We start from the raw sequence: 26,686 nt of genomic DNA, 5'->3' as shown, positions 1-26,686 counted from the left end.
GTCAGAGCCCTTCGGCCAGAAGGCGGACCACGGCGGCCTGCGTCAGGTAGCCGGTGACATCCATCCCCCGCGCCTCCTGGTATCGCCGGATGGCGCGGCGGGTGTCGTCGTCGAAGCTGCCATCCACGCGGCCGGGACTGAGCCCCAGATCCGCCAGCCGCTTCTCGATCGCCTGCCTGAAGAAGGGATTGAGCCCCAGTGCGTTTTCCGCAGCCTCTGCCTGCGCCCGGTCCGCGGCGGCGGCGTCCGTGGCTTCGGCGGCCTCAAGCGCGGCCCTGGCATCCTCGGCAAAGACGCCGTTCGGATAGGCGCGCAGGTAATCGCGGTAGCCTTCCGCGCTGTCCGCCGCGACCGCCTGATCCCAGGCCAGCCGTTCCGCGCCCTGCGCGGCCTGCCGGCGCTCTTCCTCGAAGACCGCAAGCCGTTCATTGGCAAGATCGGCGAACAGCCCGTCGGGATAGCGCTTCAGATAGGCGCGCAGCCCCGCTTCGTCGCCCGCGGCGCCGGTCTGTTCCCAGTAGAGCCGGTCCTGGCGCTCCAGTTCGGCTTGCCGCGCCCGCGCCTCGGCCTCAAGCTCGGCGGCGCGGCGGTCGGCCTGCGCCTGAAGCTGCGTGATCTGGTCGGCATTGAGGAAGCCGGTCTGATCAAGCCGGTTGGCCTTCTGCCAGGCCGTGATCGCCCGGCGAGAGCCGGGGCCGAACAGCCCGTCGATGCCGCGCGGATCGAAATCGAGCAGGCTGAGGTTTCGCTGGATCTCGCGCCGCTGGTCCCGGTTCAGCCCAAGCGCCTCTTCGGCTTTCTGCGCCTGGACAAGCGGCTGCGCCTTGATCGCCGCGATAGCGGCACGCGCGTCATCGGCATGGAGGCCAGATGGGAACTGGCGCAGGAACCCTTCGTACGCCGGGATCGTGTCCAGCCTGCGGACCACGTCCCAGGCCGCCTGTTCCGCCGCACCGTCATCCGTTCCTGCCTCCTCGGTCAGGGGAAGGAAGGGAGCGGCGTCGCCAAGATAGCCTGCGACCTCCAGCCCCTCAGCCTGTTCTGCCAGGTCCGCCTGCGTCTGCCCGGGTCGCGCCAACACGTCGGTCACGAATTCCGCCAGCGTGCCGGCATCACCCGAGACGACCATGACGCCCTGCGGAGCCGGATCGTCGCCCAGGCCGCCCGCCAGACCGCGGCCAAGTACGATCGGCAGCGGTTCGGTCCCCAAAAGGACCATCGCGGCGCCGGGCCGCTCGGCGGCGATCGCCATCAGCGTGCCGACAGGAAGGCCCGCGGCATCGACCGACCCAAGCGCGGGCCGGTCCGCATCGGTCCCGAGAAGCCAGCTTTGCGCGCCCGCATGCACGAAATGCCCCGCCACAAGGATCACCAGCCGGTCCGCGTCTTCCGAGCGGGCATGGAACTCTGCCAGGGCCCTTCGGAGCCCCGCGGCGTCCAGATCGCGCCCGTCGCGCACGTCGAAGCCGGACGCCTCAAGCGCCGCGCCGGCGTCCGCCGCATCCTCGGCCGACGAAATGTCGGGCGCGCGGCGGTAGTTTTCGTTTCCGATAACAAGCGCGACATCGCGCGCGCTAACGGGCCAGGCGGCAAGAAACGCGGCGGCGGCGAGCGGTGCTCTGGTCAACATGGCAGATCTCCCTTCCGGTATCGGAACGGAGTCTAACCTCTTGGGCCCTGTTATCCTATGACAGCGGTTCGGGTCGCGGCGACAATCCGCGTGTCAGTCATATACACGCTGGTCGTCGATCACCTTGCCGTCGTTGGGCAGGCTTCCGGGCGGCACGACCTCGATGCGGCCCTTGAGCTTCAGGGTCTGCGCGACCGAGTCCTCATAGCCTGCGCCGGCGCCCGCGGGGGCCTCGACCCGGACCGTCATCACGTCGATCTCCCCCTCTCGGGTGGCGACGACGCGGGCGCGGGCGATTTCGGAATGCCGCGCGACAAAGGCCGCGACCTGTTCGGGACGGACGAACATGCCCTTGATCTTCGTGGTCTGATCAGCGCGGCCCATCCAGCCCTTGATCCGCATGTTGGTGCGCCCGCACGGGCTTTGCCCGCACAGGACGGCCGAAAGATCGCCTGTCGCGAAGCGGACCAGCGGATAGTCGGGGTTGAGCGTGGTGACCACGACCTCGCCCACCTCGCCCTCGGCAACCGGATCGCCGGTTCCGGGGCGGACGATCTCGACGATCACGCCTTCATCGACGATCATCCCCTCCATCGCCGGGCTTTCGTAGGCGATGTTGCCGAGATCGGCGGTGGCGTAACATTGCAGGCAGGCAATGCCACGGTCGGCATATTCGGCGCGGAGCGACGGGAACAGGGCCCCGCCACCGACGGCCGCCTTGGTGATCCTCAGCCGCTCGCCCATCTCCTCGGCGCGGTCGAGGATCACTTTCAGGTAGTCCGGCGTTCCGGCATAAGCGGTCGTGCCGATATCGGCGGCGGCGCGGACCTGGAGGTCGGTTTGGCCGGTCCCGGCAGGCAGGACTTTCGCGCCAACTGCGCGAGCGCCGTTCTCAAAGATCATGCCGGCCGGCGTCAGGTGATAGCCGAAACAGTTCTGTACGATATCTTCGGTTCCGATGCCGCAAGCATGCAGGAAACGGCCCATGCGCCACCAGTCATGGGACACACCGCCCGGTTCATAGATCGGGCCGGGGGATTGGAAGATATGGGCGACGTTCGAGGTCGGGATGCCACCGAAAGGGGGCTTTTGCTTCTGGTCGTGCGCGAGTTCAGATTTGCGCAGGACCGGCAACTCGGCCAGATCCGCAAGCGAGGCGACAGGATCACGCCCATTGCGCGCCAACTGCGCGTTCAGCGCCTGAAGCTGGGCGCCTGCGCGTTCGTCGGCGGAACGGGTTTCGAGGGTGTCATATGACGTCATCGTTCAATTCCTCGGCAAGCTTGAGACGTCTGGCAGACGCCGCGAAATGCAGGATTCCGACCAAGATTTGGGCACGCTTTGCTCGCCGTGATACGCTGCCGGTCGCGAGAGGAGGGAACTATGGCCTATCACATGCATACGATCTTCAACCTCAAGCCGGGCGTAGCGGCGGATGCCTTCCAATCCGCTCTCGCGGATTTCGCCACCCATCTCTGCGGCAATGACCTCCTGCTGGAGGTCGGCACGCTCGGGCGCCGACACCGAAACCCCTCGCTCGACACCGACAAGGAACGGGACCACGAATTCTTTGTCACAATGACCTTTTCCAGCCGCAGCCAGGCCGACAACGCGGTGGAACGCATCCGGGCATGCTCGGAACCGCTCTTGGCGCTGCATCGTGCGGTTTATGGAAAGGTTCGCGATCAAGTGTTCACCTGCTTCGAAGACATTTGATCCCTCATCACGCCAGCCAGCGCTTGCGCCGACGGTAGCTGCGCACGTCACGGAAGCTCTTGCGCCCCTTGTCCGACATGCCCAGGTAGAATTCCTTTACGTCCGGGTTTTCGCGCAGATCCTTCGCGGGACCGTCCATCACCACCCGGCCGCTTTCCAAGATGTACCCGTAGTGCGCGTAGCGCAGCGCCACGTTCGTGTTCTGCTCGGCCAGAAGGAAGGTCACCCCCTCCTTTTCGTTCACAGCCTTCACGATCTCGAAGATCTGCTCGACCAGCTGCGGGGCCAGGCCCATCGAGGGCTCGTCCAGCAGGATCGTTTCCGGCCGGCTCATCAGCGCGCGCCCGATCGCGACCATCTGCTGTTCCCCGCCCGAGGTGTAGCCCGCCTGGCTCTTGCGGCGTTCCTTCAGCCGCGGAAAGTAGTGGTAGACCATCTCAAGGTCCTTCGCGACCTCGCGGTCGGTGCGGGTGTAGGCCCCGGTCAGAAGGTTGTCCTCGACTGTCAGGTGGCCGAAGCAGTGGCGCCCTTCCATCACCTGGATGACGCCCTTCTTCACCAGGTCGGCGGGGCTCATGTCCTGCACGCGCTCTCCGCGGTAGACGATCGAGCCCTTGGTCACCTCGCCGCGTTCGGAGTGCAGAAGGTTCGAGATCGCCTTCAGCGTCGTCGTCTTGCCCGCGCCATTGCCGCCCAGAAGCGCGGTGATGCCGCCCTTGGGGACGGATAGGCTCACACCCTTCAGGACGAGGATCACATGGTTGTAGATCACCTCGATGTTGTTGACCTCAAGCAGCGTGTCGGTCTTGGTGGCGTCGAGCATTGGGTGCCCCACTTGAAAACTGTTCCGGATGCCCCGGCCCTGAGTGGGCCGGGGCGCGATTTCAAAAGCGCTTAGTTGCAGCGCTCCGCGATGTTGTTCTCCGCGGCGAAAGCCGCCGAGTCCTCGGCGATCAGCGGATCCAGAACTTCGCTGTCAGCCGTGATCCAGTCGGACGCCTGGTTCCAAGTCGAAGCCGCCGCATCCCACTGGAAGATCATCGCGGAACCCGGGCCGCCATGGTCGGCGCAGGTCGCCTCGATCGGCTGCGCGAAACCAGGCAGGCCAAGCTCGGTCAGACGTTCCTGCGTCAGGTTCAGGTTCTCGAAGCCCTCGCGCACCTCAGCCGCGTTGACCGCCGAATGGCCCGCGATCTCCTGCCCCTTGCGGATGGCTTCGGAGATGATCATCGCCGCGTACATGCCGCGCGAATACAGCACGTTGCCCGGGTTGGACCCGTCGCCCGCCGCCTTGCCCGCGTCATAGACGTACTGCTTGAGATCGCCATAGACGGGATAGTCGGCGCCGGTGCCGTGGAAGCCGATCGCCTTGTATCCGTTGGCGCCCTCGCCCGCCGGGATCACGTCGTTTTCAGAGCCCGACCACCAGACGCCGATGAAGTGATCCATCGGGTAGCGGATGTTCACGGCTTCCTGGATCGCAACCGCGTTCATCACACCCCAGCCCCACATCAGGACGTAATCGGGCTTGTCGCGGCGGATCTGCAGCCACTGGCTTTTCTGTTCCTGGCCCGGATGGTCGACCGGGATCTCGACCAATTCGAAGCCGTGCTTGGCGGACAGTTCCTGAAGCGTGCGGATCGGCTCCTTGCCATAGGCGGAGTTGTGATAGACCAGCGCGATCTTCTTGCCCGAAAGGTCGCCACCGTTTTCGTCCAGCAGATGCTTGACCGCGACCGACGCGCCGTCCCAGTAGTTGGCAGGGTAGTTGAAGACCCACTCGAAGATCTTGCCGTTGGCTGCCGAGGTACGGCCATAGCCCGGCGTGTAGAGCGTGATGCCGTCCGCCGTCACCTTCGGGATCAGCTGGTAGGTGATCCCGGTCGACAGCGGGTTGAAGACCAGCGCGCCGTCGCCCTTGGTGCTTTCATAGCACTCAACGCCCTTTTCGGTATTGTAGGCGGTTTCGCATTCCGGCACCCGAACCAGTTCGCCGCCGATGCCGCCGTCGCGTTCGTTCAGCAGCGTGAAGTAGTCGTTGAAACCATCCGCGTAGGGGATGCCGTTCGGCGCGTAGGGCCCGGTCCGGTAGGACAGGTTCGGCACCACCAGGTCGGCCATCGCCGGCGTGGCCACCGCCATAGCCAGTGCGATCGCGGTCATCGTCTTCTTCATCTGGGTCTCCTCCCAAGGGTTAAGCGTTTCCGTCCGCCGGCTCCTGCCGGTCTTGTCGTTGTACGGCCCCTCAGTGCGGGAAGGGCCAAAGCCTCAGTTTTTCCTTCGCAAGCCGCCAGAGTTGCGCCATGCCGTGCGGTTCCGCGATCAGGAAGATCACGATCAGCGCGCCGACGATCATCAGCTCAAGATGCGCCGCCAGATCGGTCGCCCACCCAAGCTGGCCGACCAGCAGGTTCTTCAGCAGCACCGGCATCAGGACCATGAAAGCGGCGCCTGCGAAGCTGCCGAAGATCGACCCCAGCCCCCCGATGATGATCATGAAGAGGATCAGGAACGATTTCTGAATGCCGAAGGCTTCGCCCACCTCGGCCGCGCCCAGGTAGACGGCGAAGAACAGCGCGCCCGCGACCCCGATGTAGAAGGACGAGATCGCGAAGGCCGACAGCTTGGTGGTCAGCGGGTTCACCCCGATGATCTCGGCGGCGATGTCCATGTCGCGGATCGCCATCCACTTGCGGCCTACCGTCCCGCGGGTCAGGTTGCGCGCAAGCCAGGCAAGCGCGACCAGGATGATCAGGCAGAACAGGTATTTCGCCGGGGCCGTCGTGTTCGCCCCCGTAACCGCCTGACCCAGGATCGTGCGTTCCGGCGCCGAGATCTGCCCCGAGGCAGAGTAGTTGTAGAACCACGGCACCTTGTTGAAGAGCCAGACAAGGAAAAACTGCGCGGCCAGCGTGGCGACCGCAAGGTAGAAGCCCTTGATGCGCAGCGAAGGAAGCCCGAACAGCACGCCCACCATCGCCGTGATCCCGCCCGCCAGCAGCACGTGGATCAGGATCGAGACGTCGGGGAAGGCGGTCATCAGCTTGTAGACGGCGTAGGCCCCCACGGCCATGAAACCGCCGGTCCCCAGGGACACCTGCCCGCAATAGCCGGTCAGGATGTTCAGCCCCAGGGCCGCGATCGCATAGATAAGGAAGGGCACGAAGACCGCGTTCGCCCAGTAGTCGTTGATGAAGAACGGGATGACCCCGAAGGCCACCGCCATGACGGCGTAGTAGCGCAGCCGGTCGAACCGGATCGGGAAGGTCTGGCTGTCGTCGGCGTAGCTTGTCTTGAAGTCGCCGGCTTCACGATAGAACATGCGTCAAACCCTCTCGATGATCTTTTCGCCGAACAGGCCCTGCGGCCGGAAGACGAGGAACAGCAGCGCCAGGACGTAGGCGAACCAGTTTTCCGTCGCGCCGCCGATCATCGGGCCCACGAAGAATTCGAACAACTTTTCGCCCATGCCGATGATCAGGCCGCCAACGATCGCGCCGGGGATCGAGGTGAAGCCGCCCAGCATCAGCACCGGCAGCGCCTTGAGCGCGATGAGCGAGAGCGAGAATTGAACCCCCGATTTCGAGCCCCACATGATCCCCGCGACCAGCGCCACGAAGCCTGCGATCGACCAGACGAGCACCCAGATGAAGCGCAGCGAAATGCCGACCGACAGCGCCGCCTGGTGGTCGTCGGCCACGGCGCGCAGCGCGCGGCCCTGCTTGGAGTACTGACTGAAGATGGTGAGTGAGATCACCAGAAGCGCCGCCACGACAGAGGCCACGATGTCGAGATTGTCGATGAAGAACCCGTAGCCGAAGGCGTTGTAGGTCACCGTGTCGATGGTTTCGTTGATGCCCTGCGGAAGGCCGACATCCAGCTTCTTGATATCGGCGCCCCACATGATGTCGCCCAGGCCCTCAAGGAAATAGGCAAGGCCGATCGTCGCCATGAACAGGATGATCGGTGCCTGGTTCACCAGGTGCTTGAGCACGTAGCGTTCGATGATGATCGACAGAATCACCATGACGCCCGCGGCCAGCACGATCGCAACGATGGCCGGCAGCTGCCAGCCGAAGGTGTGAAGATCGGTCCCGAAGATCGCGTTGATCAGGTGGGCGAAGGGGATCTGGCCGTTCTGGAAGCCGACCAGCGTCAGCGCCGCGAACAGCGCAAGCACGCCCTGCGCGTAGTTGAAGATGCCCGAGGCCTTGAAGATCAGCACGAAGCCAAGGGCCACCAGAGCGTAAAGCACCCCGGCCATGAGGCCGTTCAGCCCCGCTTCGATCGCATAGAGAAGCTGGTCAGGCATGGTTGGCCTCCGCTTTGGTGCAGGCGTTGCGGGGACAGCGCGCCTCAGTCATGCGACACCCCCAGATATGCGTTGATGACGTCGGGATTGCTGCGGACCTCGTCCGGCGTCCCGTCTCCGATCTTCTTGCCGTAGTCCATGACCACGACCCGGTCGGACAGGTCCATGACCACGCCCATGTCGTGCTCGATCAGCGCGATGGTCGTGCCGAATTCGTCGTTCACGTCCAGAATGAAGCGGCACATGTCCTCCTTCTCCTCGACGTTCATGCCGGCCATCGGTTCGTCCAGCAGCAGAAGCTTCGGCTCGGCGGCCAGCGCGCGCGCCAGTTCGACCCGCTTCTTCAGGCCATAGGGCAGGCGACCGACCGGGGTCTTGCGGATCGGCTGGATTTCCAGGAAGTCGATGATCTTCTCGACCTTCTCGCGGTGTTCGGTTTCTTCCTTTTCGGCCTTGCCCCACCACATCGCCTGGCTGAACAGCCCCGACTTCATCAGCGTCAGACGGCCCGTCATGATGTTGTCCAGGACGCTCATACCGTCAAAAAGCGCGATGTTCTGGAAAGTTCGAGCGATGCCCAGCCGGGCGACCTGATAGGGTTTCATCGGACCGCGCTTGTAGCCGCGGAACCAGACCTCGCCGTCCTGCGGGACGTAAAAGCCCGAGATGACGTTGAGCATCGAGGACTTGCCGGCACCGTTCGGCCCGATGATGGCGCGGATCTCGCCCTCGCGGATGTCGAAGCTGATGTCCGTGATCGCCTTCACCCCGCCGAAACGCAGGCTGATGTTCTTCATCTCCATCAGGACAGGGCCGATCTTGCGGCCATCGGCGGTGACGTAGCCTTCCGGGTTCATCTGGTTCATTCCGCCGCCATCCTCTGCTCGTCCGCCACGACCGCCGCGTCGCGAATGGTCAGCGTCGCCTTGATCGAGCCCTTGCGGCCGTCTTCGTAGGTCACTTCGGTCTCGGTGTAGATCTGGTCCTTGCCGGTGTAGAGCGCGTCGATCAGGTCGACGTATTTCTCGGCGATGATGTTGCGGCGGACCTTCCGCGTGCGGGTCAGTTCGCCGTCGTCGGCATCCAGTTCCTTGTGCAGGATCAGGAAGCGGTGGATCTGGCAGCCCGACAGCATCGGATCGACCGCGATCGAGCGGTTCACCTCTTCGACATGGTCCTGGATCATCTCATAGACCTTCGCGTGCGCCGCCAGTTCCTGGTAGGATGAATAGGCGATGTTGTTGCGCTCGGCCCAGTTGCCGACCGCCGTCAGGTCGATGTTGATGAAGGCCGTGCACATGTCGCGTCCCGCGCCGAAGACCACGACCTCAAGGATGTTGGGATAGAACTTCAGCTTGTTCTCGACGTACTTGGGCGCGAACAGGCGGCCGTCCGCCATCTTGCCGACATCCTTGGCGCGGTCGATGATGCGAAGGTGGCCGGTGCCCTCTTCGAAGAAACCGGCGTCTCCGGTCGCGACCCAACCTTCGGCATCCTTGGTCGAGGCCGTGGAATCGGGGTTCTTGTAATATTCGACGAACGTGCCCGGAGAACGGTAGAAGACCTCTCCGTTGTCGCCGATCCGCACCTCGACACCCGGCGAGGGCACGCCCACGGTGTCGGAGCGCACCTGCCCGTCCGGCTGCTGGGTGATGAAGACCGATGCCTCGGTCTGACCGTAGAGCTGCTTCAGGTTGATGCCAAGCGCGCGGTAGAAATCAAAGATCTCGGGCCCGATCGCCTCGCCCGCCGTGTAGCCCACGCGGATGCGGGAATATCCCAGCGTGTTTTTCAGAGGACCGTAGACGAACAGGTCGCCCAACCGGTAGCGCAGGCGGTCCAGCGCGGATACGGGCTTGCCGTCAAGTATCGCGGGGCCGACGCGACGGGCGATCCGCATGTAGTGGTCGAACATGCGCTTTTTCAGCTTCCCGGCGTCCTCCATCCGGATCATCACGTTGGTCAGCTGGCCTTCGAAGACGCGGGGTGGGGCGAAGAAGTAGGTGGGCCCGATCTCGCGAAGGTCGGTCATCATGGTCGAGGCGTTCTCGGGGCAGTTCACCGTGAAGCCCGTCCACATCGCTTGCCCGATCGAGAAGATGAAGTCGCCGACCCAGGCCATCGGAAGATAGGCCAGCACCTCGTCCGAATGGCGCAGCCGGTCGAATTCGGCCGAGTTCTTCGATGTCACGATGATGTTGCGGTTCGACAGCACCACGCCCTTGGGCTTGCCCGTCGTGCCCGAGGTGTAGAGCATCACGCAGGGGTGGTCGAAGGTCAGTTCGGCGATGCGCTTGTCCAGCTCGGCGCCGACCCGTTGATGGGCCGCCCGGCCCTCGGCCGAGATGTCGGCCAGGGCGTTCATCTGGCTGTGGTCGTATTTCCGCATCCCGCGCTTGTCGAGATAGGCGATGTGCTGGATGTTGGGCAGCCGGTCCTGAACCTCAAGCACCTTGTCGACCTGCTCCTGGTCGCCGACGACGACGAAGCGCGCGCCGCAGTGGTCCAGGACATAGGCCATCTCTTCGGCGACCGCGTCCTGATACAGCGGAACCGGCACCGCGCCGCACATCTGCGCGGCGATCATGGTCCAGTAAAGCGCGGGGCGGTTGCGGCCGATGATGGCGACGTGGTCGCCGCGGTTCAGCCCAAGCGTCAGGAATCCAAGGGCGATGGCGCGAACCTCGTCGGCCGTCTCGGACCAGGTCCAGCTTTGCCAGATGCCGAATTCCTTTTCGCGGTAGGCAGGCAGCGCCCCCCATTTCGCGGCGTTGCGCGCCAACAAGGCCGGAATGGACTGCAAGGCAGCATCCGTCGCCGTCTGTTCCACCAAGTGTCCTCCTCCCGCGCCGCTTGCGGCGCCTGTTGTTCGCCAGGCGATTCCTCCGATGCCCAACGTCGCGCCAGAATGATTGGTGTTCAAAGCTTTCCTGACTTTTTCGGGAATCTTACGAATTGTAACAAGGTGCGCTTGCCCCTTTTCGCCGCCGGTCCGCGGGTGGTAGCCATGGTGGGCGGAGGGTACATGCAGGCACAGGGCGCGCAGACCAGAATGCTTCAGGCGGGGCTGAACCTGATTCAGCAGGCGCTGTCGATCTATGACAACAACCTGAGGCTGGTCGTCTCCAACCGCCGCTTCCAGGAAATGTTCAACCTGCCCGACGACCTTGTCGCGCCGGGCGCCACGTTCGAGGACACGATCCGCTTTCTGGTTGCGCGCGGTGAATACGGCGAGGTCGACGATCCACAGGAGGCCGTTCACGTCCGCGTCGAACAGGCACGCGCCTTCAAGCCGCACTACATGGAGCGGACCCGCTCGAACGGTCGGACGATCAGCGTCGAGGGCGCCCCACTTTCCCAGGGGGGCTGGGTCGCCGTCTACACCGACATTACCGACATCAAGACCCAGGAGGCGCTTCTGCGCGTCCGATCAGAGGAACTGTCGGACCAGCTTCTGACCCATGCCGAACGGCTTGCACAGGCGAACCGGGCCCTTGCCGCCACCAATGCCGCGCTTGAGGAGGCGAAGCGGGAACTGACCGAAACCGAGGCGCGCACGCGGCTCGTCACCGGGATGGTGCCTGCGCATATCGCCCACGTCACGCCGGACTTCCATTACACCTTCTCGAACCGGCGGCTGAGCTCAGTCATGCCCGGCAGCCCGAGCGACATCATCGGCCTGACGATCGAAGAGGCCCTGGGCGCAGAGACCTTCGCCAGGATCGAGCCGGGTCTGAAACGGGCGCTGGCAGGCGAGGCGAATGTTTTCGAAACGACGCACGAAGGATCCGGCCATCGCATCCGCGTGGCGCTGACGCCCGACCGCGACGGCGAAGGCCGTGTGCAGGGCGTCTATGTGCTGTCCGCCGACGTGACCGAGGAAACCCAGGCCCGCGCCGCCCTGGCCCATACCGCCAAGCGCGAACTGGCCGCGCAGCTGACATCCGGACTTGCGCACGACTTCTCGAACCTGCTGACGATCATCATGGGCCTTCAGGGGCGGCTTGAACGGACCGGGGGGCTGCCGGCCGAGGCCGCCGAAATCGCCCGCGCGACGCTTGCCGCAGCACGCAGGGGCGGCACGCTGCTGGACCGGATCGCGCGGATATCGGGCCCTTCGGACCTTCACCCGGCGCCGACCGACCTGGTCGCCTGCCTCGCCGACCTGAAAACGATGGCGGGACCGATCCTGCCACAGGCGATCACCTTGGGGGTGGTGCTTGAGGACCTGCCGGACCAACTGCTGCTGGATCCGGGCGCGCTGCAGGATTCGCTCTTGAACCTCGTCATCAACGCCCGCGACGCGATCGGATCACGACCGGGACAGATCACAATCTCGGCGCGCGCCGTGCGCGACACCTGGCTTGAGATCACGGTCACCGACACCGGGCCGGGGTTTTCGGAACAGGCGCTGGACCATGCGCTTGACCCGTTTTTTTCCACGAAGGGGGGCGAAGGGTCCGGCCTTGGGCTGTCGATGGTCTACGACCAGACCAAGCTGGCGGGCGGCAGCGTGAAGCTTGCCAACCGCGCGGGCGGCGGGGCCTCGGTCACGCTGCGGCTGCCGCTGCGCCCGGTAAATGCACGGGCGGCGCCGATGCTGGTCCTGCTGGTCGAGGACAGCGAGGTGATCCGCACCTCGGTGCGCGAGATGCTGCGCGCCATGGGCCACACCGTCGTCGAGGCCGGAAGCGTCGCCGAGGCGCTGGAACTGGCAGACCTGCCGGGGCTTGGCCTTGTGCTCTCGGACATCGGCCTGCCCGACGGCGCGACCGGGGTCGACCTGATGGCGGCTCTGGCGGCGCGCGCGCCACAGCTCCGCCGCGCGCTGATGACCTCGCTTCCCAGGGGCGACGCCCTGCGGGAAAGTGCGGGCGCGGTGCCTGTCCTGACCAAGCCCTTTACCTTCGAAAAACTTTCGGCCTTTCTGGCGGTGTTGGAGGACGAATGACCCAAGCCCATGTCGCGATCCTGGACGACGAACCGGAGATCCGCCGGATGCTGTCCGAAGCGCTGGAAGAGGCGGGTTTCCGCACCACCTCCTACGCCCGTGCGACCGAGTTCGAAGCCGCGCTGAAGCGAACCACCCCGGATGTCTGCCTGGTCGACCTGGGTCTGCCCGACCGCGACGGGCTGGCCGTGGTGCATCGTCTGGCCCTGGAAAGCGGCGCGGCGATCATCATCATATCAGGCCGGGCTCAGGTGCAGGACAGGGTGACGGGGCTGGAACTTGGCGCCGACGATTACATCATCAAGCCCTTCGAACCGGCCGAGGTCGTCGCACGCGTGCGCGCCAGGCTGCGAAAGGCCCGTACCGAAGGGGACCGCACCGCCCAAATCGCGCGATTCAACGGCTGGACCGCCGAGTTCGACCGCTATGTCCTGATCGACCAGGCGGGAACCGAGGTCCCCTTCAGCCATGCCGAGGGCGAGGTTCTGCGCCTGTTCCTGGAAAGCCCCAAGCGGCTGATTTCGCGCGCCCAGATGCAGGAGATGCTGGGCGGCGCGGCGGGGGACAGCTTCGACAGGGCGATGGACGTCCGCATTTCCCGCCTGCGCACCAAGCTGGGCGAGGACCCCAAGAACCCGCGCCTGATCAAGACGATCTACGGCGCGGGCTACATCTTTCTGGGCGACGTGAACTGGGGCTGACGGCAGGCATGACGGAACTCACGCTGATCCGCCACGGCCAGGCGATCTCGGGCGCCACGACCGAGGCCGATTACGATCGCCTCTCGAACCTGGGACATCAGCAGGCACGCTGGCTGGGAGAGCATTTGCAGACCCTGGGCGGTTTCGACCGCGTGGTCTCGGGGACGATGCGCCGGCAAAGGGAAACGGCGGTCGGGCTCAACCTGGACGCGCGTCCGCATCGGGAAGACCCGCGATTGAACGAGCTTGATTATTTCACGCTCTCGCAGGTGCTTGAGGCGCGGGACGGCATCCCCTTCCCCACCGGGCCGATGTCCTTTGCGGCACATGTCCCGCAAGTTCTCCAGCTCTGGCGCGAGGGTCATGCAGGGCCCGATCACGAAACCTACGACCACTTCCGCGACCGCGTCTTCGGCGCGCTGACCGATGCGGCGCGGGACGGGCCGGGGGCGGTGCTGGTCACCTCGACCGGGGTGATCGCCACGCTTTGCGCGCTGGCCCTGGGGCTCGAGGCCGAGATGAAGGCGCGGATGTTCCTTCGGATCATGAACACCTCGGTCCATCGCTTCGTCTTCGACGGCGATGTGCTGCACCTGGCACAGTTCGGGGCGACACCACATCTGGATGTACCCGAACGCCGCGCAGCGCGGACCTACTACTAGTCCCGCGTGATCGGCATCACGCGCGGCGCGTCCGCCTCTGGCGCCAGTTCCTCGAAGTCGAAGTTGTCCAGCCGCTTGGCGCGCCGCCCGGCCTTGTCGGCGGAAATCTTGATATCCTCGATATCCTTGGCCGCCTGGTGGAAGTGTCGGTCCAGGTTTTCGACGCGCGTGCCCAACCGGTCCACGTCGGCGTGCAGAAGCGCCAGCTCCTTGCGGATCGCGCCCGCCTGTTCGCGCATCCGCGCGTCCTTCAGCACCGCGCGCATCGTGTTCAACGTCGCCATGCAGGTGGTCGGCGACACGATCCAGACCTTGGCTGCGAATCCTTCGCGGACGACCTCGGGGAAGTTCGCATGCAATTCGGCATAGACCGCCTCGGAGGGCAGGAACATGAGCGCGCCGTCCGCCGTCTCACCCTCGATGATGTAGCGTTCGCTGATCGCCTTGATGTGGCCGCGCACCGCGATGCGGAGCATTCGCTGCGCCTCGATCGACTCACTGTTGTTGGTCGCCCTGCGCAACGCCTCGTAGGCTTCCAGCGGAAACTTGGAATCTATGACGATCGGCCCCGGAGGATTGGGCAGGTGGACCAGGCAGTCGGCGCGGCGACCATTCGTAAGCGTCGCCTGCATGGTGAAGGCATCCGCCGGAAGAGCCTTGCGAACGATGTCGTTCAGTTGGATCTCTCCGAACGCGCCCCGCGTCTGCTTGTTCGACAGGATGTCCTGAAGCGACAGGACATCTCCCGACAGCTTTTCGATGTTGGCCTGCGCCTTGTCTATGGTTTCAAGCCGCTGCTGCAATTCCCCCAGCGAGCGCGCCGTGCGCGTGGCGCTGCCTTGCAGGCTGTCGCTCATGCCCTTGGCGACGTCCGCCAGGCGGTTCTCCATCAGCGCCAGAACCCGCGCCTGGCTGGCTGCCTGCGCCTCGGACACGTGCATGAGGCCGCCGGACAGCTGCTGCTGCCCGTCCGACAGCGACTGAACCCGCGCGTCGAGCGATTGCATCTGCCGCAGCACCGGTTCGGCCATGCGGGCCGAACGGCCTGCGGCGCGCAGCGTGACAAGCATGAGGATCGCCAGCAATGCGAGGCCAGCCACGACCAGAACCGCAAGCACCGCAGGGTCTTCAAGCGCGTAGGTCTGTCCGCGAAAGGTGATCATGTCCGCCCGAATAGCCGTTCAATATCGGAAAGCTTCAGCTCGACATAGGTGGGGCGTCCGTGATTGCACTGGCCCGAAAGCGGCGTCGCCTCCATCTCGCGCAGAAGGGCGTTCATCTCCTCCACCCGCATGCGCCGGCCAGAGCGGATCGAGCCATGGCAGGCCATGCGCGAAAGCACCGCGTCGATCTTCGCCTGAAGGGACTGGCTTGATCCCTGGTCAGACAGTTCGTCAAGGATGTCGCGCAGCAGGACGCGGGCGTCGACCTCGCCCAGGATCGCGGGGGTTTCGCGAACGGCGACCGCCGAGCCCCCGAAAGGCTCCACGACAAGGCCCAGACCGGCCAGGGTTTCGGCATGATCCAGAAGCAGCGCCGCGTCGGACGCGGAAAGGTCCACGATTTCCGGGATCAGCAGCGCCTGGGCCGGCACGCGCGCGGCATCGCGCAGGCGCTTGAGGCGTTCATAGATCAGCCGTTCGTGCGCGGCATGCTGATCGACGATGACCATGCCGGTTTCGGTCTGGGCGATGATGTAGTTTTCGTGCACCTGCGCCCGCGCCGCCCCAAGCGGCTGGTGTGTCGCGGCTTCGTCGCGCGCGTCGTCGCGCGCCTCGGGCGGCGGATCGAAACGGGCCGAGGCTTCGGCCAGTTCAGGGCCCAACGGCGCCTGGAATGCGGTCGCCGCCCGCAGAAGCGAAGGTCCCGGGCGATCCATCTGGTAGACGCGCGGCGGGACGGGTGACGGGGTTTCGGGACGGAAGGCCCCCAGCGTCGCGCCCGCGACGGTGGTCGAGGCCCGGTGCCCGGCCTCCGCCAGGGCGTGGCGAAGACCCGAAACGATCAGCCCGCGCGCGACGCCGGGTTCACGGAACCGGACCTCGGCCTTGGCGGGGTGGACGTTCACGTCAACACGCTCGGGCGCGCAGGAAACGAACAGGACCGCAGCGGGGTGGCGGTCGCGGCTGAGCACATCGGCATAGGCGGCCCTGAGCGCCCCGATCAAAAGCTTGTCGCGCACGGGGCGGCCGTTGACGAACATGAACTGCTCGACCGCCGCCCCGCGCGAATAGGTGGGCAGCGCGGCAAAGCCGGTCAGGCGCAGCCCTTCCCGTTCGGCGTCGATGCGCAGCGCGTTTTCCGTGAATTCCCGCCCCAGAAGCGTCGCAAGCCGCGCCGACAGCGCGTCGAACAGATCGCCCTGACAGCCGTCGGCGCGCAGGATCACGCGACCCTCGCCCCCGCCCGACAGGTCCCGCAGCGTGAACGAGACGTAGGGTTCGGCCATCGCGAGCCGCCGGACGACATCGGCGATCGCCTGCGCCTCGGCCCTGTCGGTGCGCAGGAACTTGAGCCGCGCGGGTGTCGCGAAGAACAGGTCGCGCAATTCGACGACCGTACCACGGTTCAGCGCGGCGGGCCGCACAGGGTCCATCCGCCCGCCCGACACCGCGATCTGCGCGGCCTCGGCACCCTCGGCGCGCGATGTGATGATCAGCCGACCGACCGATCCGAGCGAGGGCAGCGCCTCGCCCCGGAACCCGAAACTGTGGATGTCGAGCAGGTCCGACCCGTCGATCTTGGACGTGGCATGGCGCGACAGCGCCAGCGGCAGGTCGTCGGCGGTCATGCCGCAGCCGTCATCCGTGACCCGGATCAGCGTCTTGCCGCCATCGGCATAGGCGACATCCACGCGCCGCGCCCCGGCATCCAGCGCGTTTTCGACAAGCTCCTTGACTGCGGACGCAGGCCGTTCGACGACCTCACCTGCAGCGATGCGGTTGATGACCGCCTCTTCAAGCTGGCGAATGACGGGCCGATCCGCGCGTATGTTGGGGTTTTGGGCGTTCATGCCACAACAAGTAGCATGGCCGGATAGATTCGGCCATGCCGATCACTCACTCGCCTCAAGCCCCTGCGGCTGCCCCACCACGACAAATCGCAGCGCGCCGGCATCCATCAGGCGGGCGGCGACCCGCTTGATGTCCTCAAGCGTCACCGCCTCGACGTAAGAATTCCGCTTGACCAGATAATCGACGGGAAGACCGTCAAGCTGCATTCCCACCAGGATGTCGGCGATCGGGCCGTTCCCGTCGAAACGCAAGGGATAGGCGCCGGTCAGATAGGTCTTCGCCGCATCAAGTTCGGCTGCTGACACGCCCTCGGCCTCGATCAGGGACCATTGATCGCGGACGACCGCGATGGCCTCGGCGACCTTTTCGTTGGCGGACGCGAAGGACCCCTGCCAGGTCTGGGCAAGGTCCATGGGCACAAGATAGGTGCCAATCCCGTAGGTAAGCCCGCGCTTTTCGCGCACCTCATCCATCAGGCGCGACGCGAAGCTCTGGCCGCCGATGATGTGGTTCAGGACATAGGCGGCAAAGAAATCGGGATCGTCGCGGGTGATGCCCTCATGCCCGAAGACGACAACCGACTGGGGTGAGGCATAGTCGACAAGGCTGATGCCCGGCTCAAGCTGGTAATCGGCAGTCTGGGGGATCAGTCCGCCCATTTCCGGCAGACCGCCCAGAAGCGTGTCCAGCAGCGCGCCAAGCTCTGCCGCCGTGATGTCCCCGACCGCAGAGACGACCACGCGATCACGCGCCATGACACGATCCTGCGCCTCGAACATGTCCTCGCGGGTGAGCGCCATCACGCTTTCGACGGTGCCGTTTCGGGACGACCCATAGGGATGATCACCGAAGGCCAAGTGGTCGAAGGTCTGGCTTGCGATGCGGTTGGGATCTTTTTCGTCACGCTGGATGACTGACAGGACCTGCCCGCGCACCCGGTCAAGCGCGTCCTGATCGAACCGGGTCTGGGTCAGCGCGGACTTCAGCAGCGCCACCGACGGATCACGGTTTTCGGTCAGGAACCGGGCCGAGACCGACAGCGCGTCGTCCCAGGCATCAAAATTGAACTCGGCCGCAAGCGCCTCACGCGCCTCGGCGAAGCCCTGGGCGTCCAGTTCGCCGGCACCCTCTTCGATCAGCGCGGCCATCAGCCGGGTTTCACCCCGCTTGCCCGGCCGGTCCAGGCTGGTTCCGCCGCGAAACCGGATTTCGAGCGCGGTGAAGGGCAGCGCGTGCTCCTCGACCAGCCAGGCGTGGAAGCCGCCCGGCGACCGGACCTGCTGGACCTGCACATCGGCCACGACGGGCCCGGCAAGCAGGATTGCGACGAGTCCCGCGAAAACGGCCCGGATCATTGCATCGTCTCCTCTTGCCCCTCGCGCATGAGCCAACCGGTCACTGCGCGGCGCCGGTCCAGAACCTCGCGCGCGGCGGCCAGCACGTCATCCTCGGTCACGGCGTCAAGGACGGAAGGCCAGTCCTGCACGTCCCGCACTGTCAGCCCCGTCGTCAGCGCCTCGCCGTAAAGCCTTGCAAGCCCTTCGGTATCGTCACGCGAATAGATCTGGTCGGCGTGGATTTGCGTCTTGATGCGCTGGAACTGCCCGTGCTCGACACCCTGGTCCAGAAACCCCGCGATCGTGTCGTCCAGTGCCCTTTCCGCCTGCGCGAGCGTCACGCCCTCGGCAGGCACGAGGTACAAGCCGAAGGTTGTGTCATCAAGCGACGTGCCATCGTAATAGGCCCCGGCCTGGATCGCCTCCTTCGTATCGAAGAGCAGCTTGCGCCCAAGGACCGAGGTCTGGGAATTCCCGCCAAGCAGCGCCGCCAGGATGGTCAGGGCCGCCGCCTTCTTTTGATCGCCCGCGTCGCGCTCGGGCGCGAGATAGGTCCTCATCAGGACAGATTGCGATACGCGCGGGTCGGAAAAGCTCAGCCGGCGCTCGGCCAGCTGGGGCGGCTCACTGACCCGCTGCCGCTCGGCGATGCCGGGGCTGGGGGCAAGCGGTCCGTAGTGTTTCTCGGCCATCGCGCGCACCGCTTCGGGCTGGACATCGCCCGCAACGATCAGCGTGGCGTTGTTGGGCGCGTAGTAGGTCTTGTACCAGTCCAGGGCGTTCTGCCGCGTCAGGTTCTCCATCTCGTGCCGCCAGCCGATTACCGGGGTGCCGTAGGGATGATTGAGATACTGCGCCGCACGGCGCTGTTCTGCGAATATGGCAGAGGGGTCGCTGTCGGTGCGCTGGTTGCGCTCTTCGATGATGACCTCGCGCTCGGTCCGCCAGTCGTCCTCGGACAGAAGCAGGTTGCGCATCCTGTCGGCTTCCATCCGCATCACCAGCTCAAGCCGGTCGGCGGCCACGCGCTGGTAATAGGCGGTGTAGTCCCATGAGGTAAAGGCGTTATCTGCCCCGCCATTCACCTCGACTGTCTTCGAAAACTCTCCGGGTGCAAGGGTTTCGGTTCCCTTGAACATCAGATGCTCAAGGAAATGCGCGACCCCGGACACCCCGCGCTGTTCGTCGGCGGCGCCCGCGCGATACCAGACCATCTGCACCACCACCGGCGCGCGGTGATCCTCGATCACCACGACGTCCAGTCCGTTGGACAGCCGAAACGTGGTTACCTCTTCGGCCTGGGCAGGAAGGGCTAGGGCCAGGGCCGCGACGGCCCAGCGCAGAATGGATGCCATTGAATCCGGTCCCGAAATTGCTGCTGCCGCGACACTTACGCAGGAAAACCCGCGCTGCAACCCCGGCCGGAAGGAATGCCGATCACTTCTCGTAAAGCACGGCCGGCGGCGCGCTGACGGTACGGACCCCGCGCTTGCGCCAGAAATCCAGCTCATTGAACTGGTCGAGCGACTGGTCCTCGTATGCCTTGTAGTAGACGTTCACGCTGAAAAGCCGCTCAAGCAGCCGGCCGTCGTGATCGCGCCGCCACTCAAGATCCTCGGCGGCAAGCTGTTCACGTATGTTCGCAGCCGTGCCGAAACGGCCGACATGCGCGACAAGCCCGCCGTCGGCGCCCGCGCCACGGTCCGGGCGCCCGCCCAGGGCGATGATGGCGTCGGCTTCCGGCGAGGGGTCGGTCAGATTGGTGCCACCCGGCGTCGGCTGCGGCAGGGCCGCGATATCCTCGGGAAGCTGGAGGGGTTTCACGGGCAGGACCGAGAATTCGTCCGGGGCCCGGCTTTGCGAACGGATGTTCAGGAGCTTCGGCTCCTTCTCACCACAAGCCGCAAGCAGCACAATCGCGCCGATTGCGATCGCCTGGATGCCTTTTGCTGCCCGCATGAAGCCGTCCCTCCGCCTGCTTTGCCCCCTCTTAGCGCAACTGTTGCGCCCCGTCACGGGGTCTTGTCCCGCCCGGTCAGCAAGACAAGCCCGATCGCGCCGACGAAAATCGCGATATCCGCCACGTTGAAGGAATAGGGATTGTGGATGCCCGGCACCGACATGTTGAGAAAATCCGCAACCGCCCCATAGCGCAGACGGTCGATCACGTTGCCGATCGCCCCCCCGATCAGGATGCCCGCGGCCACGCGCGCCAGAACGCCGTGTCCCGGCGTGCGGATCCAGGTCCAGACCCAGACGGAGATGGCGACGGCGAGCCCGATCAGAAGCCATCGCGTCAGCTCGGCGCCATTCGAAAGAAGGCCGAAATTGATCCCCTCGTTCCAGGCCATCTGAAAGGTCAGGAAGGGGGGCCAGACCTCGATTCGACCCAAGGCGCGCAAGTTCATCGCCTCGACCACGGCCCACTTGCTGGCCTGGTCGGCCAGCAGGATCAACAGCGCGGCGACAAGCGTGGGGCGCATGGGATCAGTGCCGGAAATGCCGCTGGCCGGTAAAGACCATCGCCAAACCCGCCGCGTCGGCCGCCGCGATCACGTCGGCGTCGCGCATCGAACCACCCGGCTGGATCACCGCCGTCGCCCCGGCTTCAGCCGCGGTCAGAAGGCCGTCGGGGAAGGGGAAGAAGGCGTCCGATGCCACCACCGAGCCCTTGACCGTCGGTTCGGCAAGCCCCAGCGCCTCGGCCATGTCGGCGGACTTGCGCGCCGCGATGCGGGTCGAATCGACGCGGCTCATCTGGCCCGCGCCCACGCCGACCGTCGCCCCGTCCTTGACGTAGACGATGGCGTTCGACTTGACGTGCTTGGCGACCTTCCAGGCGAACAGCAGGTCGGCCAGTTCGCTTTCGCTCGGCGCGCGTTTTGTCACGACCGTCAGGTCGGCAGCGGTGATCACGCCGTTGTCGTGGTCTTGCACAAGAAAGCCGCCCGCGACCTGACGATAGGCCAGGCGCGCCGACTTCGGATCGGGCAGGCCCTCGGTCGTGAGAAGGCGAAGGTTCTTCTTGGCCGCGAAGACGGCCCTGGCGGCGTCATCGGCACCCGGTGCGATCACGACCTCGGTGAAGATCTGGCAGATCTCCTCGGCCGTGGCGGCGTCCAGCGGCCGGTTCAGCGCGATGATGCCACCGAATGCCGACGTCCGGTCGCAATCATAGGCACGCTTGTAAGCGTCCAGCATCGTGGCGCCGCGTGCGACGCCGCAGGGGTTCGCGTGCTTGATGATCGCGCAGGCCGGACCCTGCGCCGGATCGAACTCGGCCACCAGTTCAAAGGCCGCATCGGTGTCGTTGATGTTGTTGTACGACAACTCCTTGCCCTGCCATTGCTGCGCAGTGGCGACGCCTGGGCGGTTCGATCCGTCGGTATAGAAGGCCGCCGACTGGTGCGGGTTTTCGCCATAGCGCAGGGTCTGCGCCAACGTGCCCGCAAAGGCGCGCCGGCGCGGTGCGGGATCGCCGATCGCCTCTGCCAGCCAGGTCGAAACCGCCGCGTCGTAGGCTGCGGTGCGGGCATAGGCGCGCTGCGCGAGCTTGCGGCGGAACTTCGGGCAGGTCTTGCCGCCGTGCTGGTCCATGTCGCCCAGAAGGCCCTGGTAATCCTCGGGATCCACGATCACGGCGACATGCGCATGGTTCTTGGCCGCGGCGCGGATCATCGCCGGGCCGCCGATGTCGATGTTCTCGATGCAGGTGTCGTAGTCCGCGCCCTTGGCCACTGTCGCCTCGAACGGGTAGAGGTTCACGACCAGAAGGTCGATCGGCGCGATCCCGTGGGTTTCCATCGCGGCGACATGCTCGGCATTGTCGCGCAGCGCCAGCAGGCCGCCGTGAACCGCGGGATGCAGCGTCTTGACCCGGCCGTCCATCATCTCGGGGTAGCCGGTCACGTCGGCCACGTCGGTGACGGTCAGCCCTGCGCCCCGCAGAAGCGATGCCGTGCCGCCGGTGGACAGAAGCTCCACCCCCCTGTCTGCAAGACCCTTGGCGAAATCCACGACTCCGTCCTTGTCGGAAACGGAAAGAAGCGCGCGGCGAACGGGGGCGAGTGCGGCGGTGTCGGACATGGAGAGGGCGGCTCCTCAGCTATGTTTCGGGGCGTCATCGTCGCGACGGATGTCGCGGATGGCCGCGGGCGTATCCTGAGCCTTCGCCAAGGTCCAGCCCAACTGGCAGGCATAGTCCAGAACCGTGGCCGAAAGGACGATCTGCCGCGCCGGGCGCGGCCTGAGTCGTCCCCGCTCCAGGTAGACCGAGGGTTCAAGCGCAACATCCCCCACCCCGTCGTGGCGGAACACCCAGATCTCCCCCGACTTCAGGGCCAGCGACACCGCCGTGCCGCCAAGATCCAGCGCCGCATCGACATCCGGGTGCAGGTGGAAGCGAAGGTCGAACCGGATGCCATCGGGACCAAGCCGTCGTATCACCTTTTCAAAGCGCTTGCGGTCGGGACCGGACATCGCGCCAAGCGTATCCTCGCCCGACAGGTGGCGCCCGTCGATCGACAGGTTCAGTTCACGCACATGGGTCATGCCGTGCGTCGGCGCAAAGCCGTTGTGACCGGCAAGCAGGCGCAGCCCGTCCAGGTCGCTGTCGATCTGCGCCCAGACCTGATCCGGCACTTCGGCCAGAACGCCGCGGCCGGTCCCGCCGACACCCGTTTGCGGATCGACGCGCGACGACGAATGTCCACGAATGCACAGCGTGGAATGCAGCGGTGTCGCCCGGCCCGCTCGCCACCAGTCCGCTCCGAAGGACGCGCCCGAGCCGCAGTTGACGACAAGCGGCCTGCGCGCCGAGGTCAGTTCCATCGCCAGCGTCGATGCATGCGCATTGACCGAAGCCGGCCCCTTCGGCGGCGCGGCCGCATCGACGATCACCGTCGTGCGCCCGGCGGCCAGGCGGGCATATCCCATGGCAAGCCCGTGCGCGGTCACCGCTCGAACGCCGGCGGCCGCGAGCGCCTGATCCAGCCGGCCCTCGGGTCCCCTGCCCCCGCCATGGAACCGTGCCAGCCCTCCGTCGGCATGGCGCAGCGCCCTGAGCGTCGGCGCGATCCGTTCGATCGCGGTGCGCAGCGCGGGCGGAGGCACGCGGCCCGCTTCCCGCAAAGCCGCCTCGGCCCAATTGAGATGCGTCAGGATCTCCATCAGTTCCTGCGGGTTGCGCGACGCTATGGCGCCGTCGGTGTCGATATGCCGTTCGCAAAGCCGCGCCAGCGCGGCCGAAGCCTGCGGCAGATACCGCGCCATGCCCCTCAGGGCCTGCGCCGCCGAAATAAGGCCCGTCAGCGCCTCGATCCGCGGCATGCCGTCGGATGCGGCGCGCCATCTTCGGGACAGGTAGACCGTCTGCAGTCCAAGACAGCGGAACAGCGCCGCCGTGTCGGCCTTGTCGCGCCCGCCGAGCAGAAACGGCGCGTGATTGATCAGACGGATCAGCCGCCGCCCGGTCAGATCGGGCGCCCAGCCGGGACCCCGCCCCGAGCCGAACCGTGCGATCCATTCGAACACCCAGGCCTGCGCGCGTGCACGCGCCGCGCCATCAGCGACCGCGGCCAGATCGTCCAGCCAGGTGCAGCCGTGCAGTTCGGCCTCGAAGCGGCGGTCGGGCATCCGGATATCCCAGATCGAGCGGTCCAGATCCTCGACAAGGAAGCCGGCAAGCTGGAAATTGCCCGATACCAGCTGGCGGCCCTTTGCGAAGCTGCCGATGGTGCGCGGCTCGGGCGGACGCACGAAGCCCTCGGGCGCGCCCGCCAGCGCGGCGATGCGCGCGTGCAGCCGGTCGGCCCAGCGGGTGCGCGCCACCTGCCCGATATCGCTCTGCCTCACCCTCTTCTTCTCCGTTCTCCGCCGACGGGGTCCTGCGGCGACATTATTGGCATGGCGGCCCGGCTGTCACTGTCAAAAGCCCCTCAGCCGGAATGGCGCAGCAAAGCGATGTAGAATCCGTCCAGGGCACCAAGATCCGGCCAAAAATCGGGCCTGAGCCTCAGTCCGCCTTCGGGGCTGATCCACGCGGGATCCGTCCCCTGCAACTCCGGCTGTTCGATCCTCAGGTCCGGGTGACGTTCAAGCGCGGCGCTTGCCTGCCGTTCGCCCTCCTCCGGCAGAAGCGAACAGGTGGAATAGACAAGACGGCCACCGGGCTTCAGAAAGCCGAGCGCGCGGTCCAGAAGCGCCGCTTGCAGCCCGAAAATCTCTTTCAGCCCGCCGGGATCGCGCACGAAGGGCAGATCCGGGTGACGTCGGATCGTCCCCGTTGCGGAACAGGGCGCATCCAGAAGAACCGCGTCGAAGGGCTGCGCCGGCATCCAGTCCAGCGCGTCGGCGACAACGGTTTCGGCGCCGAGCCGGCAGCGCGCCAGGTTCTGGCGCAGCCGGTTCATCCGGGATTCGGACAGGTCCAGCGCCGTGACCGAGGCCCCCGCCGCCGCAAGCTGAAGCGTCTTGCCTCCGGGAGCCGCGCAAAGGTCCAGCACCCGTTCGCCCCGGCGCGCGCAAAGTACCGCGGCAGGCAGCGCCGCGGCCGCGTCCTGAACCCACCAGTCCCCGCTTTCGTAACCCGGCAAGTCGCTGACCTGGGCGCGCGCCGTGATTCGAACCGACCCCGTGGGAAGTGCCACGCCCCCAAGCCGGGCAGCCAGCGCCGCCGCATCGCCGTCGCGCGGCGTCAGGTCCAGGCCCGCGCCCGCGGCATGGGCGGCCTCCATCGCGCGGGTGGCGGGCTTGCCCCAGGCCGACATCAGTCGCCCGCGCAGCCATCCCGGCAGTTCCTGCGGCGGCAGCGCGGCGAAATCGGCGGCCGGAGTTTCCGAGGCGCGGCGCAGCACTGCGTTGACCATGCCGGCGAACCCTTCCAGCTTGCGGCCGCCTGCGCGCACCTGGGCCACTGCCTCGCTCACGACGCCGTGGGGTTCGCCCCCCTCGGCCAGCATCTCGGCCACGGCGACGCGCAGGATGGCGTGCACGGGCGGCGGCGGCGCCTTGCGAAGAAGTGGTTTTAGAACGCGATCGACCGGGCCGACCCTGCGCAGCGTCAGCAGCGCCAGCCGCTGCGCCCGGGCGCGACCGGCAGGATCCAAGGGCTCAAGCGCGCCCCGGGCAAATTGATCGGCAAGCGTCAGTCGGTCGTGCAGGACACCGGCCACCAGCCGTGCCGCCACCGACCGCGCCGTCTGCGTGTTGCGCATCGTTTTCCCCCGGGGCTTGTCCGATCCCGGTCCGGGCGTATATCACGCTGCAGGTCCATACAAGGAACGAGAGGGGGCAGACCCCATGTCCGAGACGGAAAAGCAAGACCTGCCGCCAGAGGCTCTGCGCGCGCTTGCCGAAGCCGAGGAACGGCGCAGGAAGGCCCGCGCGCCAGACCTTCCGACCGAGCTTGGCGGTCGCGACGGCCCAGAGCCGGTCCGCTATGGCGACTGGGAAAAGAAGGGAATCGCCGTCGACTTCTGAACTCCGGCGGCGATCCGGCCGGCTTCGCGCCCGCCCTGGGATCAGAGCCCGAGGACGTCGATCATGTCGTATTCGCCGGGCTTCTTGTCCTGGCCCCAAAGCGCTGCCCTGATCGCGCCGCGCGCAAAGATCGCACGGTCCGTTGCGATGTGCCGAAGGATGACGCGTTCGCCTTCGGCGGCGAAGATCACGTCATGTTCGCCCACGATGTCGCCCCCACGGATCGCTGAAAACCCGATGTCGCCGCGCTTGCGGGCGCCGGTCATGCCGTCCCTCCCCGAGTCGCGATGGCCGGCCAGATCGACGCCGCGCCCCTCGGCCGCGGCCTCGCCCAGCATCAGCGCGGTGCCCGATGGCGCGTCGACCTTCATGCGGTGATGCGCCTCGACGATCTCGATGTCCCAGTCGGCGTCCAGCGCCGCCGCGACCCTGCGCGTGAGCTGGGTCAGCAGGTTCACGCCCAGGCTCATGTTGCCGGCGCGGATGATGACGGCGTGCCGCGCGGCGGCGCCGAACTTTTCCAGATGCTCGGCCTCGAGCCCGGTCGTCCCGATGACGTGGACGGCGCGCGCCTGCGCGGCCAGGGCCGCGAATTCGACGCTGGCGGACGGAGAGGTGAAATCGATCACGGCCTGGGCGTTCGCGAAGGCCTCAAGCGCATCGTCGGTGACCTTCACGCCCAGTTCCGCGCCTCCCATGGCGGTGCCGATATCCTGCCCGACCCAGGGGTGGCCGGCGCGTTCGACGGCGCCGACAAGCCGCGCCTTGTCCGAGGACGCGACAAGTTTCACCAGCATCTGGCCCATGCGGCCCGAAGCGCCGGTGATCACGATGCCGGGAAGGGGGGTGTCGTCGCTCATGTCCTGTCCTTTCGCCTGTCGTCG

23 protein-coding genes are annotated in these 26,686 nt (G+C 66.1%); 5 read left to right on the top strand and 18 right to left on the bottom strand.

Annotation, left to right across the window (positions count from 1 at the left end):
• Position 1: 1 nt before the first annotated feature.
• Positions 2-1,630 carry a peptidoglycan-binding protein gene (locus OEW28_RS03115; protein ID WP_263733257.1) on the bottom strand — a complete coding sequence of 543 codons (1,629 nt, stop codon included), beginning with the start codon at positions 1,628-1,630 and terminating at the stop codon, positions 2-4.
• 93 nt (positions 1,631-1,723) lie between these two features.
• Positions 1,724-2,893 (bottom strand): phenylacetate--CoA ligase family protein, encoded by a 1,170-nt coding sequence (locus OEW28_RS03110; RefSeq protein WP_263733256.1) that lies wholly within the window; start codon positions 2,891-2,893, stop codon positions 1,724-1,726.
• A 120-nt stretch (positions 2,894-3,013) separates the two neighbouring features.
• On the opposite strand from OEW28_RS03110, the gene OEW28_RS03105 reads away from it, so the two are divergent.
• The gene (locus OEW28_RS03105; protein ID WP_263733255.1) at positions 3,014-3,346 is read left to right on the top strand and encodes a DUF6614 family protein; all 333 of its coding nucleotides are present in this window, start codon (positions 3,014-3,016) and stop codon (positions 3,344-3,346) included.
• Between the two features lie 7 nt (positions 3,347-3,353).
• Here OEW28_RS03105 and OEW28_RS03100 read toward each other — a convergent pair whose 3' ends face one another.
• The 6 genes from OEW28_RS03100 to OEW28_RS03075 all read right to left on the bottom strand — a co-directional run bounded on the left by OEW28_RS03100 (position 3,354) and on the right by OEW28_RS03075 (position 10,488).
• Positions 3,354-4,169 carry an ABC transporter ATP-binding protein gene (locus tag OEW28_RS03100; RefSeq protein ID WP_263733254.1) on the bottom strand — a complete coding sequence of 272 codons (816 nt, stop codon included), beginning with the start codon at positions 4,167-4,169 and terminating at the stop codon, positions 3,354-3,356.
• Between the two features lie 71 nt (positions 4,170-4,240).
• The gene (locus OEW28_RS03095; protein ID WP_263733253.1) at positions 4,241-5,521 is read right to left on the bottom strand and encodes an ABC transporter substrate-binding protein; all 1,281 of its coding nucleotides are present in this window, start codon (positions 5,519-5,521) and stop codon (positions 4,241-4,243) included.
• 70 nt (positions 5,522-5,591) lie between these two features.
• Complete coding sequence (locus OEW28_RS03090) at positions 5,592-6,668, bottom strand: branched-chain amino acid ABC transporter permease (RefSeq protein ID WP_263733252.1); 1,077 nt, start codon at positions 6,666-6,668, stop codon at positions 5,592-5,594.
• A 3-nt stretch (positions 6,669-6,671) separates the two neighbouring features.
• Positions 6,672-7,658 (bottom strand): branched-chain amino acid ABC transporter permease, encoded by a 987-nt coding sequence (locus OEW28_RS03085; RefSeq protein WP_263733251.1) that lies wholly within the window; start codon positions 7,656-7,658, stop codon positions 6,672-6,674.
• A gap of 44 nt (positions 7,659-7,702) precedes the next feature.
• Positions 7,703-8,524 carry an ABC transporter ATP-binding protein gene (locus tag OEW28_RS03080; RefSeq protein ID WP_263733250.1) on the bottom strand — a complete coding sequence of 274 codons (822 nt, stop codon included), beginning with the start codon at positions 8,522-8,524 and terminating at the stop codon, positions 7,703-7,705.
• A complete protein-coding gene (locus tag OEW28_RS03075) occupies positions 8,521-10,488 on the bottom strand; it encodes a long-chain fatty acid--CoA ligase (RefSeq protein WP_263733249.1) in 1,968 nt (655 codons plus the stop codon). Before OEW28_RS03075 ends, OEW28_RS03080 begins: the two co-directional genes overlap by 4 nt.
• A gap of 195 nt (positions 10,489-10,683) precedes the next feature.
• Here OEW28_RS03075 and OEW28_RS03070 point away from each other — a divergent pair, with 195 nt between their 5' ends.
• From OEW28_RS03070 to OEW28_RS03060, 3 genes are read left to right on the top strand one after another with little or no spacing between them, the layout of a single operon-like run.
• The gene (locus tag OEW28_RS03070) at positions 10,684-12,609 is read left to right on the top strand and encodes a PAS-domain containing protein (protein WP_263733248.1); all 1,926 of its coding nucleotides are present in this window, start codon (positions 10,684-10,686) and stop codon (positions 12,607-12,609) included.
• On the top strand, positions 12,606-13,310 hold the full coding sequence (locus OEW28_RS03065; protein ID WP_263733247.1) for a response regulator transcription factor: 705 nt from the start codon (positions 12,606-12,608) through the stop codon (positions 13,308-13,310). The genes OEW28_RS03070 and OEW28_RS03065 overlap by 4 nt, the downstream gene beginning before the upstream one ends.
• A gap of 8 nt (positions 13,311-13,318) precedes the next feature.
• Positions 13,319-13,972, top strand: coding sequence for a histidine phosphatase family protein (locus OEW28_RS03060; protein WP_263733246.1), 654 nt, complete (start codon positions 13,319-13,321; stop codon positions 13,970-13,972).
• Here the strand turns inward: OEW28_RS03060 and OEW28_RS03055 are convergent.
• From OEW28_RS03055 to OEW28_RS03015, 9 genes are all read right to left on the bottom strand, one after another.
• Positions 13,969-15,135, bottom strand: a complete 1,167-nt coding sequence (locus OEW28_RS03055; protein ID WP_263733245.1) for a DNA recombination protein RmuC — start codon at positions 15,133-15,135, stop codon at positions 13,969-13,971. The two genes, OEW28_RS03060 and OEW28_RS03055, sit on opposite strands and share 4 nt — an antisense overlap.
• On the bottom strand, positions 15,132-16,985 hold the full coding sequence (gene mutL / locus OEW28_RS03050) for a DNA mismatch repair endonuclease MutL (protein ID WP_263733244.1): 1,854 nt from the start codon (positions 16,983-16,985) through the stop codon (positions 15,132-15,134). The genes OEW28_RS03055 and mutL overlap by 4 nt, the downstream gene beginning before the upstream one ends.
• Before the next feature lie 42 nt (positions 16,986-17,027).
• Complete coding sequence (locus OEW28_RS03045) at positions 17,028-18,341, bottom strand: M16 family metallopeptidase (protein ID WP_263733243.1); 1,314 nt, start codon at positions 18,339-18,341, stop codon at positions 17,028-17,030.
• A complete protein-coding gene (locus OEW28_RS03040) occupies positions 18,338-19,678 on the bottom strand; it encodes a M16 family metallopeptidase (RefSeq protein ID WP_263733242.1) in 1,341 nt (446 codons plus the stop codon). Before OEW28_RS03040 ends, OEW28_RS03045 begins: the two co-directional genes overlap by 4 nt.
• Positions 19,679-19,760: 82 nt before the next feature.
• Complete coding sequence (locus OEW28_RS03035; RefSeq protein WP_263733241.1) at positions 19,761-20,282, bottom strand: DUF3035 domain-containing protein; 522 nt, start codon at positions 20,280-20,282, stop codon at positions 19,761-19,763.
• Between the two features lie 53 nt (positions 20,283-20,335).
• Complete coding sequence (gene lspA / locus OEW28_RS03030; protein ID WP_263733240.1) at positions 20,336-20,806, bottom strand: signal peptidase II; 471 nt, start codon at positions 20,804-20,806, stop codon at positions 20,336-20,338.
• Positions 20,807-20,810: 4 nt separating this feature from the next.
• Complete coding sequence (gene purH, locus OEW28_RS03025; protein ID WP_263733239.1) at positions 20,811-22,409, bottom strand: bifunctional phosphoribosylaminoimidazolecarboxamide formyltransferase/IMP cyclohydrolase; 1,599 nt, start codon at positions 22,407-22,409, stop codon at positions 20,811-20,813.
• A gap of 15 nt (positions 22,410-22,424) precedes the next feature.
• Positions 22,425-24,176 (bottom strand): heparinase II/III family protein, encoded by a 1,752-nt coding sequence (locus tag OEW28_RS03020; protein ID WP_263733238.1) that lies wholly within the window; start codon positions 24,174-24,176, stop codon positions 22,425-22,427.
• Between the two features lie 83 nt (positions 24,177-24,259).
• Positions 24,260-25,537, bottom strand: a complete 1,278-nt coding sequence (locus OEW28_RS03015; protein ID WP_263733237.1) for an RsmB/NOP family class I SAM-dependent RNA methyltransferase — start codon at positions 25,535-25,537, stop codon at positions 24,260-24,262.
• Between the two features lie 85 nt (positions 25,538-25,622).
• Between OEW28_RS03015 and OEW28_RS03010 the strand changes: the two genes are divergently transcribed.
• Positions 25,623-25,802 carry a DUF1674 domain-containing protein gene (locus OEW28_RS03010; protein ID WP_263733236.1) on the top strand — a complete coding sequence of 60 codons (180 nt, stop codon included), beginning with the start codon at positions 25,623-25,625 and terminating at the stop codon, positions 25,800-25,802.
• Positions 25,803-25,843: 41 nt separating this feature from the next.
• On the opposite strand, the gene dapB is transcribed toward OEW28_RS03010, so the two are convergent.
• The gene (gene dapB, locus OEW28_RS03005) at positions 25,844-26,662 is read right to left on the bottom strand and encodes a 4-hydroxy-tetrahydrodipicolinate reductase (protein WP_263733235.1); all 819 of its coding nucleotides are present in this window, start codon (positions 26,660-26,662) and stop codon (positions 25,844-25,846) included.
• Positions 26,663-26,686 lie beyond the last annotated feature (24 nt).

Origin of the sequence: Albidovulum marisflavi, assembly GCF_025751435.1 — a bacterium.
Lineage (GTDB): Bacteria > Pseudomonadota > Alphaproteobacteria > Rhodobacterales > Rhodobacteraceae > Albidovulum > Albidovulum marisflavi.
This window is presented reverse-complemented; position numbering and strand designations above follow the sequence as displayed.